The organism is Niveispirillum sp. (assembly GCF_052437035.1).
GTDB lineage: Bacteria > Pseudomonadota > Alphaproteobacteria > Azospirillales > Azospirillaceae > Niveispirillum.
Map to the genome: position 1 here is coordinate 1 of NZ_JBQVOH010000018.1, position 18,363 is coordinate 18,363.

Consider the following 18,363-nt stretch of genomic DNA (forward strand, 5'->3'; position numbering starts at 1 on the left):
TGGCAGAAGCGATCAGGGCGGCGGCGGCGGTCTTGGCGAAGAACTTGGTCATGTCGGTCTCCATCGGTTCGTTGGGGCGAGGCGTTGTTGCCTTCATGGGAACCAAGGATTGCAGCCGGAATGCCAAGTGCGGACACACCCTGAAAGTTGAGGGTTTCTGCGACTTTCGGGTGCAGGGGGTACTCCGGTTGATATATTGCAATCTGCAAAACTGCGAAATGCATGTTGCGATATGCAATTGTCATTGCAAAGAGCAACTGAAGCCACGGCAATGGCACAACCTAAGCTAAAGGTTAGGTTTCGGGAGGTTCAGGACTCGCGCGTGCGCTCGGTGGCGACGCGACCGAATACGGGCTGGCCTTGGGGGGAGAGGACGCGCTGGCGTTCGCGTACCTTGGCGCGGGCGGCGCTGGCATAGATCTGCTTGGATGCTTCCACCATATGGACGCCGGCAAAGGCGCGGAAACAGCGATGGCCCAGTTCCTCCACCGCTGGCGCGCTGGCCAGCATGAAGCGCAGGCGGGTGGGCGGCAGGAACAGGGCGCAATCCTCCCGCTCCGGCACAAACATGTTGGCCTTCAGGGTGCTGCGCAGCTGCCCCGGCGTGAAGGGGCTGCCCTGGCCGAACGGCGTGCTGTCGGACCGGGCCCAGATGCCGCGACGGTTGGGCACCACCGTGATCAGGCGTCCACCACCGGCCATCACCCGCCAGATTTCCCGCATCAGGGGCCGCAATTCCTCGGTACATTCCAGCCCGTGGATCAGCAGGATGCGGTCGATGGACATGTCGGGAAAGGGCAGCTCCGCCTCATCCGCCAGGGTTACCTGACCGGGGCCGTCGGGGGGCCAGGCGATCACGCCCTGGCTGGCCGGCATCACGGCCATCACACGCTCCGCCTCTTCCTGGAACATGGTCAGATAGGGCGTGGCATAGCCAATGCCCAGCACGCGCTGTCCCCGCAGGTCGGGCCATAATTCCCGGATGCGGCGGCGGATCAGGCGGCGCACCACCTGTCCCGTGCTGGAGCGGTAGAATTCGCGAAGATCAAGGACGTCACTGTACATGCGCCGCAGGATATCACGGCACCAGCGCGCATGCATGACAAAGAAAGGGCAAAAGAAAAGCCGGCTGTGCCTGGCACGCCGGCTGTAGATGATCATCCCCGGATCGGCGAGACACGTCCAGGGTTCCATCCCGGTGGGCGCTTGGTTTCCCAAAGCACCTCACGGCAGGGCGGACAATACGCGAAAGCCGGTGCCCCGCCAGCCATGAATGCTGTTTGCTGCCGTCATTTGCCGACCACGTCACATTTGTGCAACATGGTGCGGCGCAATGAGCACGCTGTGGCGCACACGCGATCCTTCCATTCGGCGTATAATCTACTACACTTGGAGTTAATCCGAAGTGAATGACCATGGGCGTCTCACATGGTCTGGGGGATGGTGGATGGCAGAAGGCCTCAGGCTCCTGTTGGCGAACCTGTTCGTGGCGCTGATCTATGCGGCCACGGGGTGGGCTGGTTTGCAGGTCCCGTTCGCGGGGGAGGCGGTGACCCTGATATGGCCGCCCACTGGTATCGCCTTTGCCGCCGTCTGGCGTTACGGTCCCCGCCTTTTGCCCGGTGTGTTCATGGGGGCCTTTGCCCTGAACCTGCTGAATTTCGCCAACCCGGTCTTCGCCATATCGGTCGGCCTCGGCAATTGCCTGCCGGCACTGGCGGCCTGGGTCTGGTTGCACAAGGTGCGGGGACAGCAGCCCTTGTTCGATGGCCCGTCCGGTCTGATCGCCTTTCTGAGCGTTCCGGTCCTTATCACCCCCATGTTGAGTGCGTCTGCGGGCATCATGTCGTCACTCGTCGGTGGGGCCGACCTGGGTGAAGGCTTGGCCAGCGCCTGGGTCAGCTGGTGGGTGGGTGATGCCATGGGCGTGCTGCTGGTGGCGCCGCCGCTGATCCTAATGGCGGCACCGGGCGCCACGGCCCTGCTGCGCCGCCGCTGGGGCACGGCCCTGGGCCTGGTGCTGGTTGGGGCGGTCGTGCTGGGGACCATGGCGCTGGTCGATACGCTCTGGCTGCGGGAGGCGGGGCGGCTGGTGCTGTTCTGCCTGATCCTGGCGGCGGGGCTGCGCCTCGGGCTGCTGGGGACGTCCCTCTACACGCTGCTGGTGGCTACGGGCCTGACCCTGCTGACGGCGCAGGGCCTGGGTCCGTTCGCATCGGCGGATTACCATGCCAGTTTCGCGACGCTGCTGGCGGCCCTGTCCATTCTGGCGGTTGCCGGGCTGGCGCTGGCCACCGTCATGGCCACCCTGCGCCGCGTGATGCAGGCTGAACGTGACGCACGCCATCAGGCCGAACAGGCACTTACCCGTCTCTGCCAGACGCAGGATAATCTGGTTCAGGCCGAAAAGATGGCCTCGCTGGGCCGCCTTGTCGCCGGCATCGCACACGAGGTGAACACGCCCGTCGGCACCGCCCTGGCCGCCGCCACGCGTCTGGCTAATGACACGCGCGGGATCGAACAGGCGCTGGCCACCGGTACGCTGCGGCGGGAGCAGATGAATGAATATATCGATGCCACCTCGCTGGCCGCCCGCATCCTGCAATCGAATATGGAGCGCGCGGCAAGGCTGATTGAAAGCTTCAAGCATGTGGCCGTGGACCGCACGCGCCAGGATCGCCGCCGTTTCGATCTGGCCGGGTATCTGGAAGAGGTGGTGATTTCCCTGCGCCCGCAGACGCGCAAAACCCCGCACGCCATTGCGCTGACCGGCGCCACCCGCCTGCCGGTGGACACCTATCCCGATGCGGTGGCACAGTTGGTGACCAATCTGCTGGTCAACGCCGTCACCCACGCCTTTGTCGATGGGCAGACGGGCCGCATTGAGCTGGACCTGCGCGCCGATGAACAGGGCTGGGTGGAATTGCGGGTTCGCGATGATGGCAAGGGCCTGGCCCGCGAACAGCTGGACCGGGTGTTCGAACCCTTCTTCACGACGGGCCGTGAACGCGGCGGCAGCGGCCTGGGTCTCTATCTGGCCTATACCCAGGTCAGCCAGAAGCTGGGCGGCACCCTGATTGTGGAAAACAGCCAGCCCGATAATGGCACCTGCTTCCTGGCCCGGTTCCCGGCGGTGGCCCCGCCGGCCAGCGAGACGGGCGAGGTTCGCCCCACGCCGCCGCCGCCCATTGACCTTGCCGCCAAGCGCCGCAGCGCCTGACGGCTCGGTTTATCACCAATCTCCCGACCGGCAGCCCGGCGCGCGTGCGCCGTGAGCCAAGGCGGCGGATGCCGCCACCGGCGTCTGAGGGAAGTTCACATCAAGGTGCCAGGAATTCGCGGACCTTCGCCACCGTGGCCGCCGGGTCTTCTTCCTGCGGCATGTGGCCCAGGCCGGGGAAGCTGACCAGGGTGCTGTTGGGCAATGCGGCCTGGAACTTGGCCGGCGTCGTGGCGAACGCGACCAGCCAGTCCTTCTCACCCCAGACCAGCAGCGTCGGCGCCTGGATGGTCCGCAGGGCTTCCGTCGGGTCCTGGATCATATAGGCGGCGGCGCGTTGCAGTCGGGCTGCGCGCACGCCGGGCGACAGCCAGGAGTTATAATAGGTGTCCAGCATCTGGTCGCTGAACCGCGCCGGATCGCCATACAGTGGTCCGATCATGGCCCGCACCGCATCGCGTTTCAGCGAATAAGGCAGGGCCTTCATGGCGGACGGCAACTCGACCTTCTGCCCAAACCCGATACCCAGAAGGGGGAAGCCGCCCGGGGCGACCAGCACCAGCTTCTCCACCCGGTCCGGGTTGGCCGCCGCGAAATGCCAGGCAATCTGCCCGCCCAGCGAATTGCCGATCAAGGTTGCCTTCTCCACCTTCAGCGTATCCAGCAGCGCCTTCAACTGCACCGCGTCGCGTTCCGGGCTATAGGTGCCGGCGGGGTCCGTGCCCGTCAGGCCATGGCCAGCCAGATCATAGCGGATGACGCGGTGATCCTTGGACAGGTCGGCCGCCCAGCCGTCCCAGCTTTGCAGCATGGAGGCGTTGCCATGGATCATCACCAGTACCGGTGCTCCTTCCGGCCCCTCCAGCCGCACATGGAAGCGCAGGCCCGATGCCTCGACAAAATCACCGGGTCCGCGCGCGAACTTTGCCTCCGCCTCGACCCGCGACAGGTCGGGGGTCCAGGCCCACAACGCAAAGCCCCCGACCCCCGCCACGATCAGCAGCAGCAGGCCCAACAGGATTTTTCCCAAAAGCCGCATCATATCCCCCCAGAATCTGGTTCTCTGTTGGGGCAAGAGCATGGGCAATGCGCGGCCTGTCGGCAAGCCAAATGAAATCTGAATCGATGTTCAATTTAATGGCAGACTTGACGGCCTCTGGCACATGGCGCAAAGCCTGCGGCGTTCCTCGTACAGACCGAAAGCCAGCCCATGTCTCGCCCCGTCATCGCCATTGATGGTCCCGCCGCGTCCGGCAAGGGCACGCTTGCCCGCAAGGTGGCGGCGGCCATGGGCTTTGCGCTGTTGGACACGGGCGCGCTCTATCGTGGTGTGGCGCTGACCATGATCCGCGCTTCTATCGATCTGGGCGATGCGGAGGCTGCGACCGCCACGGCGCGCGGTCTGACGGCGGCGGATATCGACCGTCTGACCCATGACCCCGATCTGCGCCTGGATACGACCGCGTCCGGCGCCTCGCGCGTGTCGGCGGTGCCGGGCGTGCGGCAGGCACTGCTGGATTTCCAGCGCGACTTTGCCGCCAACCCGCCAGGCGGGCTGCCAGGGGCCGTACTGGATGGGCGCGATATCGGTACCGTCATCTGCCCCGATGCGCCCGTTAAGCTGTTCGTAACCGCCAGTGTGGAAGTCCGCGCCCAGCGCCGGTTTGCGGAATTGCAGGGGCGGGGGGAAAAGCCGGACTTCGCCGATGTCCTGGCCGACATGCAGGCCCGTGACGACCGCGACACCAAACGCGCCGTCGCCCCCCTGGTGCCGGCACCCGATGCCGTGATCATCGACAATTCCGACATGAACCCACAGCAGGTGCTGGATGCGGCGCTGACGGTGGTGCGGGGTCGGCTTTCCGCCTGAGGGAACAGATAAAATATAACACCCATGCGCGGAGCACTGCGGAAAGCAGGAGGCTCCGCCGACTCTATCGGTTGCGGGGATGGCCCATCGCGGCTATAAGACCCGCCTGTCCCGAAGGACATGAAGGATCGTGACGCGAGCGGACGACCGCCGGGGGAACCCGGGGGCGCGTCGACGCCCGCGTTTTTGCTTAGAAAACGTCCTCGCTGGCGCTTGCCGCCGGTGCCGCCATGGCCTTCAACCGGTTCTCGTCCAGACATCCCGTCTGGCGCGCCGGTCTCTTCGGGACAAAGCGTACCAAGTCGCCGGGCGTGGTGTCCGGCGCGGCGGTGGCAAGGTTTCTCGACCGGCTCGGGCGTGCCGGACACGAGGGGCGGCGCCAGCGTTGGTTTCAACCCGAAACAGTTTGCCCATTGGAGTTCAAATGGCACAGGTTTCCGCCGCGAAGGAAAGCTTCGCCGCTCTGCTTGAAGAGTCCTTCGGTTCCTCCGACAGCCTGGAAGGCACCGTCGTCAAGGGCCGCATCCTCAGCATCGACAATGATCAGGTCCTGATCGATGTCGGCCTGAAGTCCGAGGGCCGCGTCGCCCTGAAGGAATTCGCCGTTCCCGGTCAGCCGATCGAGCTGAAGGTTGGCGACACCGTCGAAGTTTACCTGGAGCGCATGGAAGACAAGAACGGCGAAGCCGTCCTGTCGCGTGAAAAGGCCAAGCGCGAGGAAGCCTGGACCCTGCTGGAAAAGTCCTTCACGGACCAGTCCCGCGTCACCGGCATCATCTTCGGCCGCGTCAAGGGTGGCTTCACCGTCGATCTGAATGGCGCCGTGGCCTTCCTGCCGGGCAGCCAGGTCGATATCCGTCCGGTGCGCGATATCGCCCCGCTGATGGGCACGCCGCAGCCGTTCCAGATCCTGAAGATGGACCGCTCGCGCGGCAACATCGTCGTCTCCCGCCGCGCCGTGCTGGAAGAAAGCCGTGCGGAAGCCCGCTCCGAGCTGGTCGCCTCCCTCAAGGAAGGTCAGATCCTGCAGGGCGTGGTCAAGAACATCACCGATTACGGTGCGTTCGTTGATCTGGGTGGCGTTGACGGCCTGCTGCACGTCACCGACATCGCCTGGCGCCGCATCAACCACCCGTCGGAAGCCCTGCAGATCGGCCAGACCGTCACGGTCCAGGTCATCCGCTTCAACTCCGAGACCCAGCGCATCAGCCTCGGCATGAAGCAGCTGGAAGCCGATCCGTGGGAAGGCGTGGAAGCCAAGTACCCGCCGCAGGCCAAGTTCAAGGGCCGCGTCACCAACATCACCGACTACGGCGCCTTTGTGGAGCTGGAGCCGGGTATCGAAGGTCTGGTGCACGTCTCCGAGATGAGCTGGACCAAGAAGAACGTCCATCCGGGCAAGATCGTTTCCACCTCTCAGGAAGTGGAAGTGATGGTCCTGGACGTCGATCCGGTGAAGCGCCGTATCTCGCTGGGTCTGAAGCAGACCATGCAGAACCCCTGGGAAGCCTTCGTCGAGAAGTTCCCGGGCGGCACCGAGCTGGAAGGCGAAGTCAAGAACATCACCGAATTCGGTCTGTTCGTGGGTCTGCCGGGCGACATCGACGGTATGGTGCACCTGTCCGATCTGGACTGGAACACCCCCGGCGAGCAGGCGATCCAGGAGTACAAGAAGGGCGATCAGGTCAAGGTCAAGGTCCTGGACGTTGACGTTGAGAAGGAACGCATCTCTCTGGGCATCAAGCAGCTGGCTTCCGATCCGTTCGAGCAGGCTGCCGCTGGCGTCAAGAAGGGCGATGTCGTCACCTGCACCGTGACGCAGATCACCGAAGGCGGCATCGAGGTCGAAGTGGGCGAGGGCTTCACCGGCTTCATCCGCAAGTCCGACCTGTCGCGCGAGCGTTCCGAGCAGCGCCCCGACCGCTTCGCCGTTGGCGAAAAGGTCGATGCCAAGGTCACCCAGGTCGATCGCGGTTCCCGCAAGATCGGCCTGTCGATCAAGGCCAAGGAAGTCGAGGAAGAGAAGTCCGCGATGGCCGAGTTCGGCTCGTCCGACTCGGGCGCCTCTCTGGGCGACATCCTGGGTGCGGCCCTGAAGCGCAAGCAGCAGAACGACTGATCCGCAACCGGATCAGCCCTCTGTCAGGGTTGAGAATATGCGAAGGCCGCCGGGGCAACCCGGCGGCCTTTTGCTTTTTGGCATTGGGAAGACCGAATAACGTCGGTCAGGTCGATCCCAAGCCGCTCTGGCGGCGACCGCCGCCGGCGGACGGATTCGTTTCCATTAGTATGTATGAAAATGAGGATATGCATTAAATTTCAAATAGACATGCCTGGAATAGCTGTATCTTGTGGTTGAAATGTTGGTTACTGAATAGTCGTTTGAAAGAAAATTTCTCATCTGCTCGCGTCGAGACGCTGAATTTGGCCTGAACGATCGGGCCCCCGGAGGCAACCGGCGGTCATCGTCGCAGCCGTCGCTGCCAAGAGTCGAGAATCGCTTCGCAACAGGAGAACCCATGGCCCTGATCAACGGTACGTCCGCCGCTGAAACCCTGACCGGCGGCGCCGAGAATGACGTCATCACTGGCGGCGGCGGTCGCGACCAGATCTCTGGTGGTGATGGCAAGGACACGTTGAGCGGCGGCGGTGGCGGCGGGGCCACCATCAAGGGCGAGGCCGGCGATGATGTCATCTACGGCGATGACGGGATCGGTTATGTGCGTAGTGGCGACAATATCCAGGGTGGTGAGGGCAACGACCATCTCTATGTCGGGCGCAGCGATACCGCTTCCGGCGGGACGGGAAGCGATGTTTTCCATTTCCCGCGCTATTTCCCCTATTCCGGCGGCATGGCAATCATCACCGATTTTGATGTGGCCAGCGATCGCATAGACCTTACCAACATCAGCGGAGAACGTGGCATCGCCAGCTTCTCCGTGGCCAAGGATCTGATCAGCGCCACCACATACCAGGGCAAGGCAGGCACCGCCGTCACCGTCAACTATGACGGTGGCACCAGCATCATCCTGTTCCTGGAGGGAGTGACGGCCAGCCAACTGACGGTGGCCAATTTTCTGGTGACGGGCGCTACCAGCAATCCAAGCGGTATCTTCTCCACCGGTCTGCGTGATCTTTACGGCACCCTGGGCAATGATAGCGTCAATGGCAGCGTCAACGATGAGCGCCTTTATGGCGACGCTGGCAACGATACGCTGTTTGGCGGTACCGGCACCGATACGCTGATCGGCGGAGCGGGCAACGATGTCTTCGTCCATTCGGGTGACGGGGCTGTCACGATTCAGGATTTCGAGCAGGGCAGCGACCGGATTGACCTGCGCGAGTTCGGGGTGCGGGACTTCACCATGCTGCGGGAGATCATGACGGCCGCTCCCGCAGGTGGGACGGTGATCGCCACCCGCGGCATTTTCGGCAGCGACCGCCTGCTGGTCGGCACCGAGATCTCGAAGCTGACCGCCGCCGATTTCATCTTCGCCCCCGCAGATTACGGCATGCGGCTGGTCGCCGACCAATATACCTCGGACATCCTGGCCGGGAACGGCAACGATACCATCACCGGCGGCAGCGGCAGCAACTTCGTCCTGGCTGGTGCCGGGGACGACCGCATCATCGTCTCAAGCGGCTTCGACACCCTGGTCGGCGGTTCCGGCAAGGATGTGCTGGTCTTCAGTGATGCTGGCTATAGTTACGGCTACCGTGGCACCTATTTCCGCGACTTCACGCAGGGCGAGGACCGGATCGATCTGCGGGCGACCGGGATCGCCAGCCTGGAAACGGTGAAGCAGTTGGGCTTCGCCACCGTCATCGAAGGTAACAAGCAGGTGACGGAGTTCGTCATCGACCTTCCAGGCGGTGGCGAGGCGGACCTGATCCTGGCCATAGATCCCACCCGCCTGACGGCGGCGGACTTCATCTTCGAGGATAGTGGGACGGCCCGGACCGTGACCGCGACATCGTATGGCGGCGCCCTTTATGGCGGCTTGGGCGATGATGTTCTGCGGGGCCTCGGTGAGAGCTGGCTGTACGGCGATGCCGGCAATGATACGCTGACGGGAGATGGTGGGGATCAACTGGTTGGTGGCAGCGGACGGGATGTCTTCCGCACGGAGATGCGCAGCGGCCTGAACAATCCGGTCAAGGTCATCGATTTCAAGCAGGGCGAGGACCGGATCGACTTGTCGCCCTGGGGTATCCGTGACTTCGCGACCTTCTCCATGATCCTGGCGGATGACCGGCTTTATGGCCGCTTGAACTTCCTGGCCCAGGTGATGGATGTCGGCATCCCTTCGGCCAGATTGACGGCGCAGGATTTCGTCTATGCGGCCGATGATGGCAGGGGCCAGTGGCTGACCGCCACCAACTCGAACTCCAGCAATATGTTCAATCCCGTGCCCGTGGTCGGCGGCTCTGGTGACGACATGATCCGCGGCAGCCGATATGCGGACTGGTTGGTGGGGGGAGCTGGCAATGACACGATGGTGGCGACCGGCGGCGAGGACGTCCTGGCCGGCGGCGCCGGCAGCGACATTTTCGTCATCGTGCCTGCCACCAATTCGTCCACATTCGCTTCGATCATCGATTTTACCCGCGGTATCGACAAGGTCGACCTGTCCGCCACCTCGATCAACAGTTTCCAGGCGCTGCTTGCCTCTTCCAATGCCATCCTGCAGGCATCGGGCAATGTCGTGCGTATCGAGTTTGGCGGCGGCGCCGTGGATATCCGTACAGACCGGTCCAAGCTGACGGCGGCCGATTTCATCTTCGCGTCCAACCCGACAGGCAGTCTCTACCTGACCTCCGCGCTCAGTGGGGAGATGAACCTTTTCGGGGGGGCCGGCAACGATACGCTGGAAGGGTCACAGGCATCGCAGTTGCTTTTCGGCGGGGATGGCGATGATAGCTTCATTCCTGGCTCTACGACGACCGCGTATGGCAATGACACGATCATCGGCGGGGCGGGCCTGGACCGTGTTATTTTCAACGATACATCCAGCTTCTGGCAGATCGCTACCGTCAACAATATCACGACCGCCAGCAGCGTCCGAGGTGAGAAGACCTTGATCACTGGCGTGGAAAAGCTGGTGTTCAACGACCGGACCATTGATCTGTCTGGCGGAACCGTCCCGACGTTGAAACTGTCCGGCGGCGCCGTGCGCGAAGGGCAATCGGGCACGGCGGCCAATCTGGCTTTCACCGCCACCCTGTCGGCAGCCGGAACCTCTGATGTCAGCTTCAGTTTCACCGTAAGGGCCAGCACCACCGTTGACGCTGTCATCAAGACCGTGACCATTCCGGCGGGTTCTACCAGCGTTACCGTCCTTGTGCCGGTAAAGGGCGACGTTCTGGTGGAGGCAGATCAAAGCGTTTTGGCCACGGTGACCGATCTGTCCGGTGCCCTTTTCGCCAGCAGCAATGGCCGCTACCTCTATGCCACCGGAACTGTCGTCAATGATGACTTCCAGGCCGGCTTCAGTGTGGAGGCATACCGCGCCCTGAATGGCGGTCTGGGCAGCGATGCTGCCGCTATGCAGGACTACATCGCCAATGGCCGGGCTGCTGGCAAGATCGCCAGCGGCTTTGATGCCGAGGCCTACGCTGCCTTCAATCCCGAACTCTACCGGTCGTTCGGCCTGAACGCTTCCGCCCTGTTGAACCATTTCGTGAGCACCGGCCGGACAGAAGGACGTGTCGCTGAAGGGTTCGACGCCATGGCCTATGCGGCGTTAAATCCCGATCTGTTTGGTGCTTTCGGCACCAACCGTCAGGCCCTGGTCGAACACTTCATCACCAGCGGCCGGGCGGAAGGGCGTGCTACCGCCGGCTTCGACGCGGAAGCCTATGCGGCGTTGAATCCTGACCTGTTCCGCGTCTTCGGTCTGAATGAATGGGCGTTGATCAGCCACTATATCCAGTTCGGCCGGGCAGAAGGACGAAGTGCCATCGGCTTCAGTGCGGAAGCCTATGCCGCCTTCAACAGTGACCTCTACAATGCCTTCGGGCTGGACCACGCCGCCCTGGTCCGCCATTACGTCGATTATGGCCGGGGCGAGGGGCGGCTTGCCTATAATGGCACGGCACAAGGGTTGGTACCTACCGCACCCCTGGACCTGCTGGGCTATGTGCCGCGCAGTGACTTTGCCTACATGGACGCATGATCGACTGTAGGCGCTGTTAGGAATGACATCTGATTGTGCACAACCGCCTCCCTGGATATTCACCAGGGAGGCGGGTATTCTTGACTTGGGATGAATCTTAACGGGCCCTCACCCGCACTATACGCTCACCCCTTAACCTGCTTCACCCAGGCATCCACCTGCGCCTCCAGCACCGTTAGCGGCAGGCCGCCGGAGCCGAGCACGACGTCGTGGAAGCCCTTGATGTCGAACTTCTCGCCAAGCGCGGTTTTGGCCTTCTCGCGCAGGTCGAGGATTTTCAGCTGGCCCAGCTTGTAGGCGCAAGCCTGGCCGGGGAGCACGATGTAGCGGTCGATCTCGATGGTGACCGCTTCCTCGCTCATGCCCGTGGTGTCGCGCATATAGGTGATGGCCTGTTCGCGGGTCCAGCGCTTGGCATGGATGCCGGTATCCACGACCAGACGGACGGAGCGGAACAGTTCGGCCTGTAGCCGGCCGAGGTCGCCGTAAGGATCGTTTTCATACATCCCCATTTCCACGGCCAGCCGCTCCGCATAGAGCGCCCAGCCCTCGGCATAGGAGGTGAAGGGATAGACCTTGCGGAAGGTGGGTACATCCTCAATCGTCTGGGCCAGGGCCAGCTGGAAATGATGGCCGGGCACGGCCTCGTGATAGACCAGGGTCGGCAGGCTGAACTTCGGCGCGCGCGCCTTTTCGCCTAAGTTGATATAGAAGATGCCGGGGCGGGAGCCATCCAGCGCCGGCGGGTTGTAATAGCCGCCGGGGGAGGTGGCCTCGGCATATTCCGGCACGGCCTGGATATCGACCGGCTGCTTGGGCAGCTTGTTGAACCATTGCGGGGCCTTGGCCATGACCGTGTCGGTCATGCGCTTCAGATCGGCCAGCTCCTGCTCATAGCTTTCGCGACCGGGCGGGTATTTCTGGGCCGGGTCCTGTTCCAGGGCGCGCACGCGCTCGCCCACCGTGCCCTCTGTCCGGCCAAGCTTTTGCAGCAGCGTGTCCATTTCGGCGGTGATGCGGGCCACTTCCGACAGACCAATATCGTGGATCGCTTCCGGTTCGGTATCCACCGTGGTGTTGGCCCGCAGCGCCAGCTTGTAATAGCGCGCCCCGTCCGGCAGACGCCAGACGCCGGCATCCGACGTCGCCTTGGGCCGGATTTCCTCACGCAGCAGCTTGCCCAGCGCCTGATAGGCCGGATAAACGTCCTTCTCCACGGCGGTGGTGGCGGCGGCGATCAGGCGGGTGCGGTCGGCCTCCGCGACGCCGGCCTTTTCCAGGCGCGTCTTGAAGGTGGTGATCAGCGCATTATCGGCCACGGGGTCCTTGGTGAAGCCGTCAATGACCACCAGGCTCTTATCCACCACGAAATCGGGCGGCACCACGCCGGCCTTGGCCTGATTGCGCACCGATTCACCCAATTGCGCGAACTTGGTGGAGACGGCATGCAGGCGGCTGATATAGCGCTCCGCCGATTTCACATCGCTGACCACATGGGCGTTGGTCAGGAATTGCGGCAGGCTGACGGGTGGGGAGAATAACTGATCCACGGGGTACAGCCCGCCGCCCGGCACCACCCAGGGGAAATCCAGCTGCGCCAGATTGGTGGAATAGAATTCCAGCATCACCTGCTGCGAGATGGCCTGCTGCCCCGTCAGGCCGGTATAGCCCTTGATCTCCGCAATATAGCGGGTCATGTCCCGGCGGGCCTTTTCCAGGTCTTCCGGCTTGATCTCGTCCAGCTTGCCGGAATGGAAATCCAAGAAGGTGCCGTCGATCATGCCCAGTTGGGTCAACGTCTCCGGACTGTCCAGAACCTGAAGGATGGTCTGACGCTCAATGGTGGGATGGATGGGCAGCGGCCCCCACAGCCCGTAACCAACGGCCACAGCGGCCAGACCAACGACACCCCCCACGGTGCCCAGCAGGATCTTTTTCAGCTTCACTGTTGTAACCCCCTCTGTTGACGCCGCCCCTTCGTCCGTAGGCATGGCGGTCGCAGGCGACGAGGCTACATCCTGGTTAATGTTCGCGCCAGGGGAGGGTTAGGGGGAAGGGGCACCATTCATGTTGCCCGCAAGGGAACCACGATTTGCCAAAGCCATCCATTCGCGGCACTCTGCGGCCCTTCTGGGTCCGGGATGGCAGGGAACGGGTGCGGCATGGGCGTGGCGATGGGCAGCATCGATCTGGCGGTGGAGCCGGATTTCCGCCTGGGCCCCTGGCTGGTGCGCCCGTCCCTGGGCATGGCCTGCCGCGACGGGGCGGAGGTGAAGCTGGAACCCCGTGTCCTGCAAACCCTGATCGTGCTGGTCCGGGCCGACGGGCGGACGGTGTCGCGCGCCGAACTGATGCGCACGGCCTGGGGGCTGGAGGTCGGGGATGACGCCATTGGCCGCTGTATCGGGCGGCTGCGCGCGGTTCTGGCCATCGACGGGGTCATCGGATTCGAGACGATCCCCAAGATCGGTTACCGCCTGAATGTGGCGGGGCAGGGGGCGGAAACGGTGGTGGAGGAGCCGGCGGCGGTCGCTGCGGCCCCCGCACAGGCTCGGCGGTCCAGGCCCTATCTCTGGGTCGGCTTGTCCCTGCTGCTGACCCTGTCGGTGGCCGGCACCGCCCTGCTGCTGACCCGGACTGACGACGCGCCGCCGGTGGCGCAAGTCACCCCCGTCACCACCGATCCGGGGCAGGAGGTGCAGCCAGCGATCAGCCTCGGCGGCGGCCAGATCGCCTATGCATCGGACCGGGCCGGCCAGGGATTTGATATCTGGGTGCAGTCGCTGTCGGGCGGAACACCCGTCCGCCTGACCGATGATCCCGCCCATGATTTGTCGCCCGTCTGGTCACCCGATGGTGGCCGCATCGCCTTTGTCCGGGTCCCGTCATCGGGACCGTGTCAGCTGTTTGTGCGCCCCGTTCCGTCGGGGCCGGAACGGCTGGTGGCCAGCTGCACGACGTTCCGGGAGGTGAAACCCGCCTGGGCTGATGGCGATCATCTGGTCTTCGCCGACAAGGCCAGCGCCGCCGAACCCGCCCGCCTGTGGTCCATCGCCCTGTCCGGGGCTGATGCCGGGACGCCGGTGCCGCTGACCAGCCCGCCCGCCGGGATCAATGGCGATGGTGACCCCGCCATCTCCCCCGATGGTAAGCGTCTGGCCTTCATGCGCCACCGCGCCGTCGGTGTATCGGATGTCATCCTGCGCGATCTGGCGACCGGCGAAGAACGGCAAGTCACGGCGGATGGGCGAAAGCTGCACGGGCTGGAATGGTCGGGCGACGGGCGTTGGCTTTACACATCCTCCAGCCGGGCCGGCGATTTCGGCCTGTGGCGGGTTGATCCCGAGGGCAAGGCCCCGCCTTTGCGCATCGCCCCCGGCCTGAACCAGTTGGGCCGCATCGGGGCCGGTGGCGACCGGGTGGCGGCAGAGGTGCGGACCAACCGGTCCACCCTGCTGCGCCTGCTGCAGGGTGGCGGGACCGAACCCGTGGTGCCGGCCAGCAACCGTCTGGACTGGGACCCCGATGTCAGCCGCCAGGGGGCCGTGGCCTTCGCGTCCGACCGGTCCGGCATGTTTGAGATCTGGGTGGCCGATCCCGGACAGGCCCCGTCCCCCGTGACGCAGTTTGCCGGACCGTTCACCCAGTCCCCCCGCTGGGCGCCCGACGGGCGGCGGCTGGCGCTGGTATCGGTGGTCGATGGCGCACCCGGCCTGTTCATCCTGGATCGCGGGGCGGGCCGGCTGCGCCGTGTGGCCGCCGATCCGGGGGCGGAGGATCGGGCGCCTGCCTGGTCGCGCGACGGGCAGCGGCTGTATTTCGCCTCCAACCGGCTGGAGGGATGGCGCATCTGGATCACCCGTCCGCCCTATGAACAGGCCATGCCGATCAGTGAGGCCGGGTGGCGCGTGGCCAAGGAAAGTGCCGATGGCCGCTGGCTCTACATGGTGCGTGACGGGGAGGATGGGCTGTGGCGGCAACCCGCCGATGGCGGACAGGTGGAAAAGGTGGCCGACCTGCCCAGCGCCTATGACAATGAAAGCTGGGTGGTGGGGCCGGACGGCGTTTATCTGATCGACCGGCCGGGCAATGGGCAGGCGCGCATCATGCTGCTGCCCGCCGATGGCGGCCAGCTGCGCGCCGTTGCCGACCTTCCCGACGCGCTCTACAAATCCTCCCTGGCCCTGGACCCCGACGGGCGCCTGATCATCGGGAAGTATCTGGGCACCCTGGTCGATATTGTCGATGTGCGGATGGTAGAGCGCTGATCGGCACAATATCGGCGTTCCATCGGGATGCCGTCGGACCATCGGACTTCCCGGTTTCCCTGGCTTTCGCCACCTTCCATCCCGACCCGCCGGGCCTACCGGCGATGATGTGACCGGGTGGTTGGAATGCGATATGAGATCGATGTGAACGGGCAGCGGCATGGCGTGGACGCCTCTGCCGACATGCCGCTGCTATGGGTGCTGCGCGACCTTTTGGGCCTGACGGGCACGAAATATGGGTGCGGCGTTGCCCAGTGCGGCGCCTGCACCGTTCTGCTGGACGGACAGGCGGTACGGTCCTGTCAGTTCCCGATGGAACAATATGCGGGACAGAAGGTGGCGACGGTCGAAGGCTTGTCGCCCGACCGCACCCACCCGCTGCAACAGGCTTGGATCGCCGAACAGGTGCCGCAATGCGGCTATTGTCAGTCTGGCATGCTGATGGCTGCCGACGCCCTGCTGCGCGAAAACCCGCGTCCGACCGATGCGCAGATCGACGCCGCCATGACCAACCTGTGCCGCTGCGGCACCCTGCCCCGCGTGCGCCGTGCCATCCGCCGCGCCGCCGGCATGGCACCGGCCTGAAGCGGGGGGAGGGGACCATGGCTGTTTCACTGTCGCGCCGCACGCTGTTTTCCGCCGCCGGGGCTGGTCTAACCCTGGGGCTGATGCCGTTCAGCATCGTGGCCGTCGCCGCCCCCGGACAGGGGGCGACCATCAATAACTGGCTGCATGTCGGTACGGACGGTGCCGTCACGCTTTATTCCAACGCCCAGGAAATGGGCCAGGGCGGGTTCAGCGGTGTGGCGCAGTTGCTGGCCAATGAACTGTGCGTGGAATGGGACAGGGTTTCGGTGAAGACGGCCCCCCTGATCGACGCTATGGGCATGGCCGATGGCAAAAGCCATTGGACGGGCGGCAGTTCGTCGATCCGCAGCCAGTGGGACAAGCTGCGCCGCGCCGGCGCCGCCGCGCGGGAGATGCTGGTGATGGCTGGTGCCCGCATGCTGGGCGTGCCGGTTGCCGAATGCCGGGCCATTGCCGGCCATGTCGAACACCGGTCCAGCGGTCGGCGCATTGCCTATGGCGCCGTGGCCGACATGGCGGCGCGCCTGCCGGTTCCCGCCGATCCCGCGCTCCTGTCGCGAGCCGACTGGACACTGGTCGGGCAGGGGGTGATGCGCAAGGATATCGCCGCCAAGGTGGATGGCAGTGCCGTCTATGCCACCGATGTGAAGCTGCCGGGCCTGCTGTCCGCCACCTTGATGCAATGCCCGGTCTTCGGTGGAAAGCTGGTCAGCGTTGATCCCGCCCCGGCCATGGCCATTCCCGGCGTGCGGCATGTGGTGGTGATCAAGGATACAGCCATCCCCATTCCCGGTTCCGACCGGCCGATGCGTCTGGTCGATGCGGTGGCGGTGGTGGCCGACCATTGGTGGGCGGCGCGCCAGGGGCTGCTGGCCCTCTCTCCCGTCTGGGACGCCCACGGCAAGGATAACCTCGACACAGACGGCATGATCGGCACGATCACGGCCAAGCTGTCCGACCCTGGCAGCATCCGCAAGGGCGAGAAGGAGGATGAGGCCGCGATCCGTGCCGGCCACACTGCCGCCATGGCAGGGGCGGCCAGGGTCCTCTCCTGGGATTATGTCGTGCCGGCCCTGGCCCATGCCCAGATGGAGCCTATGTCGGCCACCATCGACCTCAGCCCCGGCAAGGCGCGGGCCTGGACAGGCAGCCAGTTCCCCACCTCCGTCCGCCGCATCTTGGCGGGCCTGTCCGGCATGGAAGAGGACAAGGTGGAGGTGGAGACGCTGTTGTCAGGCGGCGGCTTTGGCCGGCGGTACCTGAATGACTATGTCGGCTATGCTGCCTTCCTGTCGAAGCAGGTGGCGGCCCCGGTAAAGCTGATCTATTCGCGGGAGGAGGATCTGTGCCAGGGCCGTTACCGCCCCGCCACGGCCTGCCGCATAACCGCTGGGGTGGGGGCCGATGGCATGCCCGTCGCCGTTCATACCCATACGGTCCCGGCGTCCGGCAATGTCTGGGTTTCCATCGCAACGGGCGGGCCGACACAGCCTGACCATCAGCCCAGCTATTACCTGCCATCCCCCCTGACGACCATGGCGGAAGGCGGCCTGCCCGTGCCCAATGGCCCCTGGCGCGCACCGGGCAGCACGCAAGGCGCCTTCTTCTTCGAATGTTTCGTGGATGAACTGGCGCAGGTGGCGGGACAGGACCCGCTGGCCTATCGCCGCCGGCTGCTGGCCAGCAATCCCCGCGCGCTGCGCGTGCTGGACGCCGCCGCCCGTGCCGCCGGCTGGGGTCGGACCCTTCCACCGGGGACCGGCCTGGGTATCGCCATCTGGAACAGTTTTCAGTCGATTGCAGCACAGGTGGTGCAGGTGTCGGTCACCGGCACCCGCGTGCGGGTGGAAAAGGTCTGGTGCGCCTTCGACTGCGGCACCGTCGTCAATCCCGACAGTGTGCGGGCCCAGGGAGAGGGGTCGATCCTGATGGCCCTGTCGGCCAGTCTGGCGGAGAAGGTGACCCTGGAGAAAGGGGCGGTCAGCAGCCGCAATTTCGATCAGTACCACCTGATCCAGATGGATCGTATCCCGGAGGTGGAGATCGTCCTGATCGACAGCCCGGACGCACCCGTGGGCGGAGCGGGGGAGCCGATGACCCCACCCCTGCCGCCCGCCCTGGTCAATGCCCTGTTCGCCGCGACTGGCAAGCGGGTGCGCTCACTCCCCCTCACCGACTATGGCTTCACGGTGAGTTGAGTTTGGGCGGCCTTGCGCCCCCCTGCCGCCAGGGGTTACACCG

General features: G+C 64.6%; 10 protein-coding genes. 7 read left to right on the forward strand and 3 right to left on the reverse strand.

The genetic code is table 11. The annotated features are described in order from the left end of the window. Positions 1 to 309: 309 nt before the first annotated feature. On the reverse strand, positions 310 to 1,065 hold the full coding sequence (locus ACT6Q8_RS24715; protein ID WP_054169468.1) for a methyltransferase domain-containing protein: 756 nt from the start codon (positions 1,063 to 1,065) through the stop codon (positions 310 to 312). A 382-nt stretch (positions 1,066 to 1,447) separates the two neighbouring features. Here ACT6Q8_RS24715 and ACT6Q8_RS24720 point away from each other — a divergent pair, with 382 nt between their 5' ends. Beyond that, positions 1,448 to 3,220 carry an ATP-binding protein gene (locus ACT6Q8_RS24720; protein ID WP_444739454.1) on the forward strand — a complete coding sequence of 591 codons (1,773 nt, stop codon included), beginning with the start codon at positions 1,448 to 1,450 and terminating at the stop codon, positions 3,218 to 3,220. Positions 3,221 to 3,320: 100 nt separating this feature from the next. Here the strand turns inward: ACT6Q8_RS24720 and ACT6Q8_RS24725 are convergent, their stop codons facing one another. Then, entirely contained in the window at positions 3,321 to 4,262 is a 942-nt protein-coding gene (locus ACT6Q8_RS24725) for an alpha/beta fold hydrolase (RefSeq protein ID WP_444735202.1), read from the reverse strand. Between the two features lie 168 nt (positions 4,263 to 4,430). Here ACT6Q8_RS24725 and cmk point away from each other — a divergent pair, with 168 nt between their 5' ends. The 3 genes from cmk to ACT6Q8_RS24740 all read left to right on the forward strand — a co-directional run bounded on the left by cmk (position 4,431) and on the right by ACT6Q8_RS24740 (position 11,266). Continuing rightward, complete coding sequence (gene cmk, locus ACT6Q8_RS24730) at positions 4,431 to 5,090, forward strand: (d)CMP kinase (RefSeq protein ID WP_444735203.1); 660 nt, start codon at positions 4,431 to 4,433, stop codon at positions 5,088 to 5,090. Positions 5,091 to 5,514: 424 nt separating this feature from the next. Continuing rightward, positions 5,515 to 7,209 (forward strand): 30S ribosomal protein S1, encoded by a 1,695-nt coding sequence (gene rpsA, locus ACT6Q8_RS24735; RefSeq protein ID WP_054169461.1) that lies wholly within the window; start codon positions 5,515 to 5,517, stop codon positions 7,207 to 7,209. Between the two features lie 400 nt (positions 7,210 to 7,609). Continuing rightward, positions 7,610 to 11,266, forward strand: coding sequence for a M10 family metallopeptidase C-terminal domain-containing protein (locus ACT6Q8_RS24740; RefSeq protein WP_444735204.1), 3,657 nt, complete (start codon positions 7,610 to 7,612; stop codon positions 11,264 to 11,266). A 125-nt stretch (positions 11,267 to 11,391) separates the two neighbouring features. Here the strand turns inward: ACT6Q8_RS24740 and ACT6Q8_RS24745 are convergent, their stop codons facing one another. Further along, positions 11,392 to 13,212, reverse strand: coding sequence for a DUF885 domain-containing protein (locus ACT6Q8_RS24745; RefSeq protein WP_444735205.1), 1,821 nt, complete (start codon positions 13,210 to 13,212; stop codon positions 11,392 to 11,394). A gap of 216 nt (positions 13,213 to 13,428) precedes the next feature. Here ACT6Q8_RS24745 and ACT6Q8_RS24750 point away from each other — a divergent pair, with 216 nt between their 5' ends. The 3 genes from ACT6Q8_RS24750 to ACT6Q8_RS24760 all read left to right on the forward strand — a co-directional run bounded on the left by ACT6Q8_RS24750 (position 13,429) and on the right by ACT6Q8_RS24760 (position 18,320). After that, positions 13,429 to 15,534: a winged helix-turn-helix domain-containing protein gene (locus ACT6Q8_RS24750; protein WP_444735206.1), complete on the forward strand. Its 2,106-nt coding sequence runs from the start codon at positions 13,429 to 13,431 to the stop codon at positions 15,532 to 15,534. Between the two features lie 126 nt (positions 15,535 to 15,660). Continuing rightward, entirely contained in the window at positions 15,661 to 16,119 is a 459-nt protein-coding gene (locus ACT6Q8_RS24755; RefSeq protein WP_444735207.1) for a (2Fe-2S)-binding protein, read from the forward strand. Between the two features lie 17 nt (positions 16,120 to 16,136). Continuing rightward, positions 16,137 to 18,320 carry a molybdopterin cofactor-binding domain-containing protein gene (locus ACT6Q8_RS24760; protein WP_444735208.1) on the forward strand — a complete coding sequence of 728 codons (2,184 nt, stop codon included), beginning with the start codon at positions 16,137 to 16,139 and terminating at the stop codon, positions 18,318 to 18,320. The last annotated feature ends 43 nt before the right edge of the window (positions 18,321 to 18,363 follow it).

Coding starts and splice junctions, on each gene's coding strand:
- ACT6Q8_RS24715 (WP_054169468.1), bottom strand. CDS start 1,065: ATGTACAGTGACGTCCTTGATCTTCGCGAATTCTACCGCTCCAGCACG.
- ACT6Q8_RS24720 (WP_444739454.1), top strand. CDS start 1,448: ATGGCAGAAGGCCTCAGGCTCCTGTTGGCGAACCTGTTCGTGGCGCTG.
- ACT6Q8_RS24725 (WP_444735202.1), bottom strand. CDS start 4,262: ATGATGCGGCTTTTGGGAAAAATCCTGTTGGGCCTGCTGCTGCTGATC.
- cmk (WP_444735203.1), top strand. CDS start 4,431: ATGTCTCGCCCCGTCATCGCCATTGATGGTCCCGCCGCGTCCGGCAAG.
- rpsA (WP_054169461.1), top strand. CDS start 5,515: ATGGCACAGGTTTCCGCCGCGAAGGAAAGCTTCGCCGCTCTGCTTGAA.
- ACT6Q8_RS24740 (WP_444735204.1), top strand. CDS start 7,610: ATGGCCCTGATCAACGGTACGTCCGCCGCTGAAACCCTGACCGGCGGC.
- ACT6Q8_RS24750 (WP_444735206.1), top strand. CDS start 13,429: ATGGGCGTGGCGATGGGCAGCATCGATCTGGCGGTGGAGCCGGATTTC.
- ACT6Q8_RS24755 (WP_444735207.1), top strand. CDS start 15,661: ATGCGATATGAGATCGATGTGAACGGGCAGCGGCATGGCGTGGACGCC.
- ACT6Q8_RS24760 (WP_444735208.1), top strand. CDS start 16,137: ATGGCTGTTTCACTGTCGCGCCGCACGCTGTTTTCCGCCGCCGGGGCT.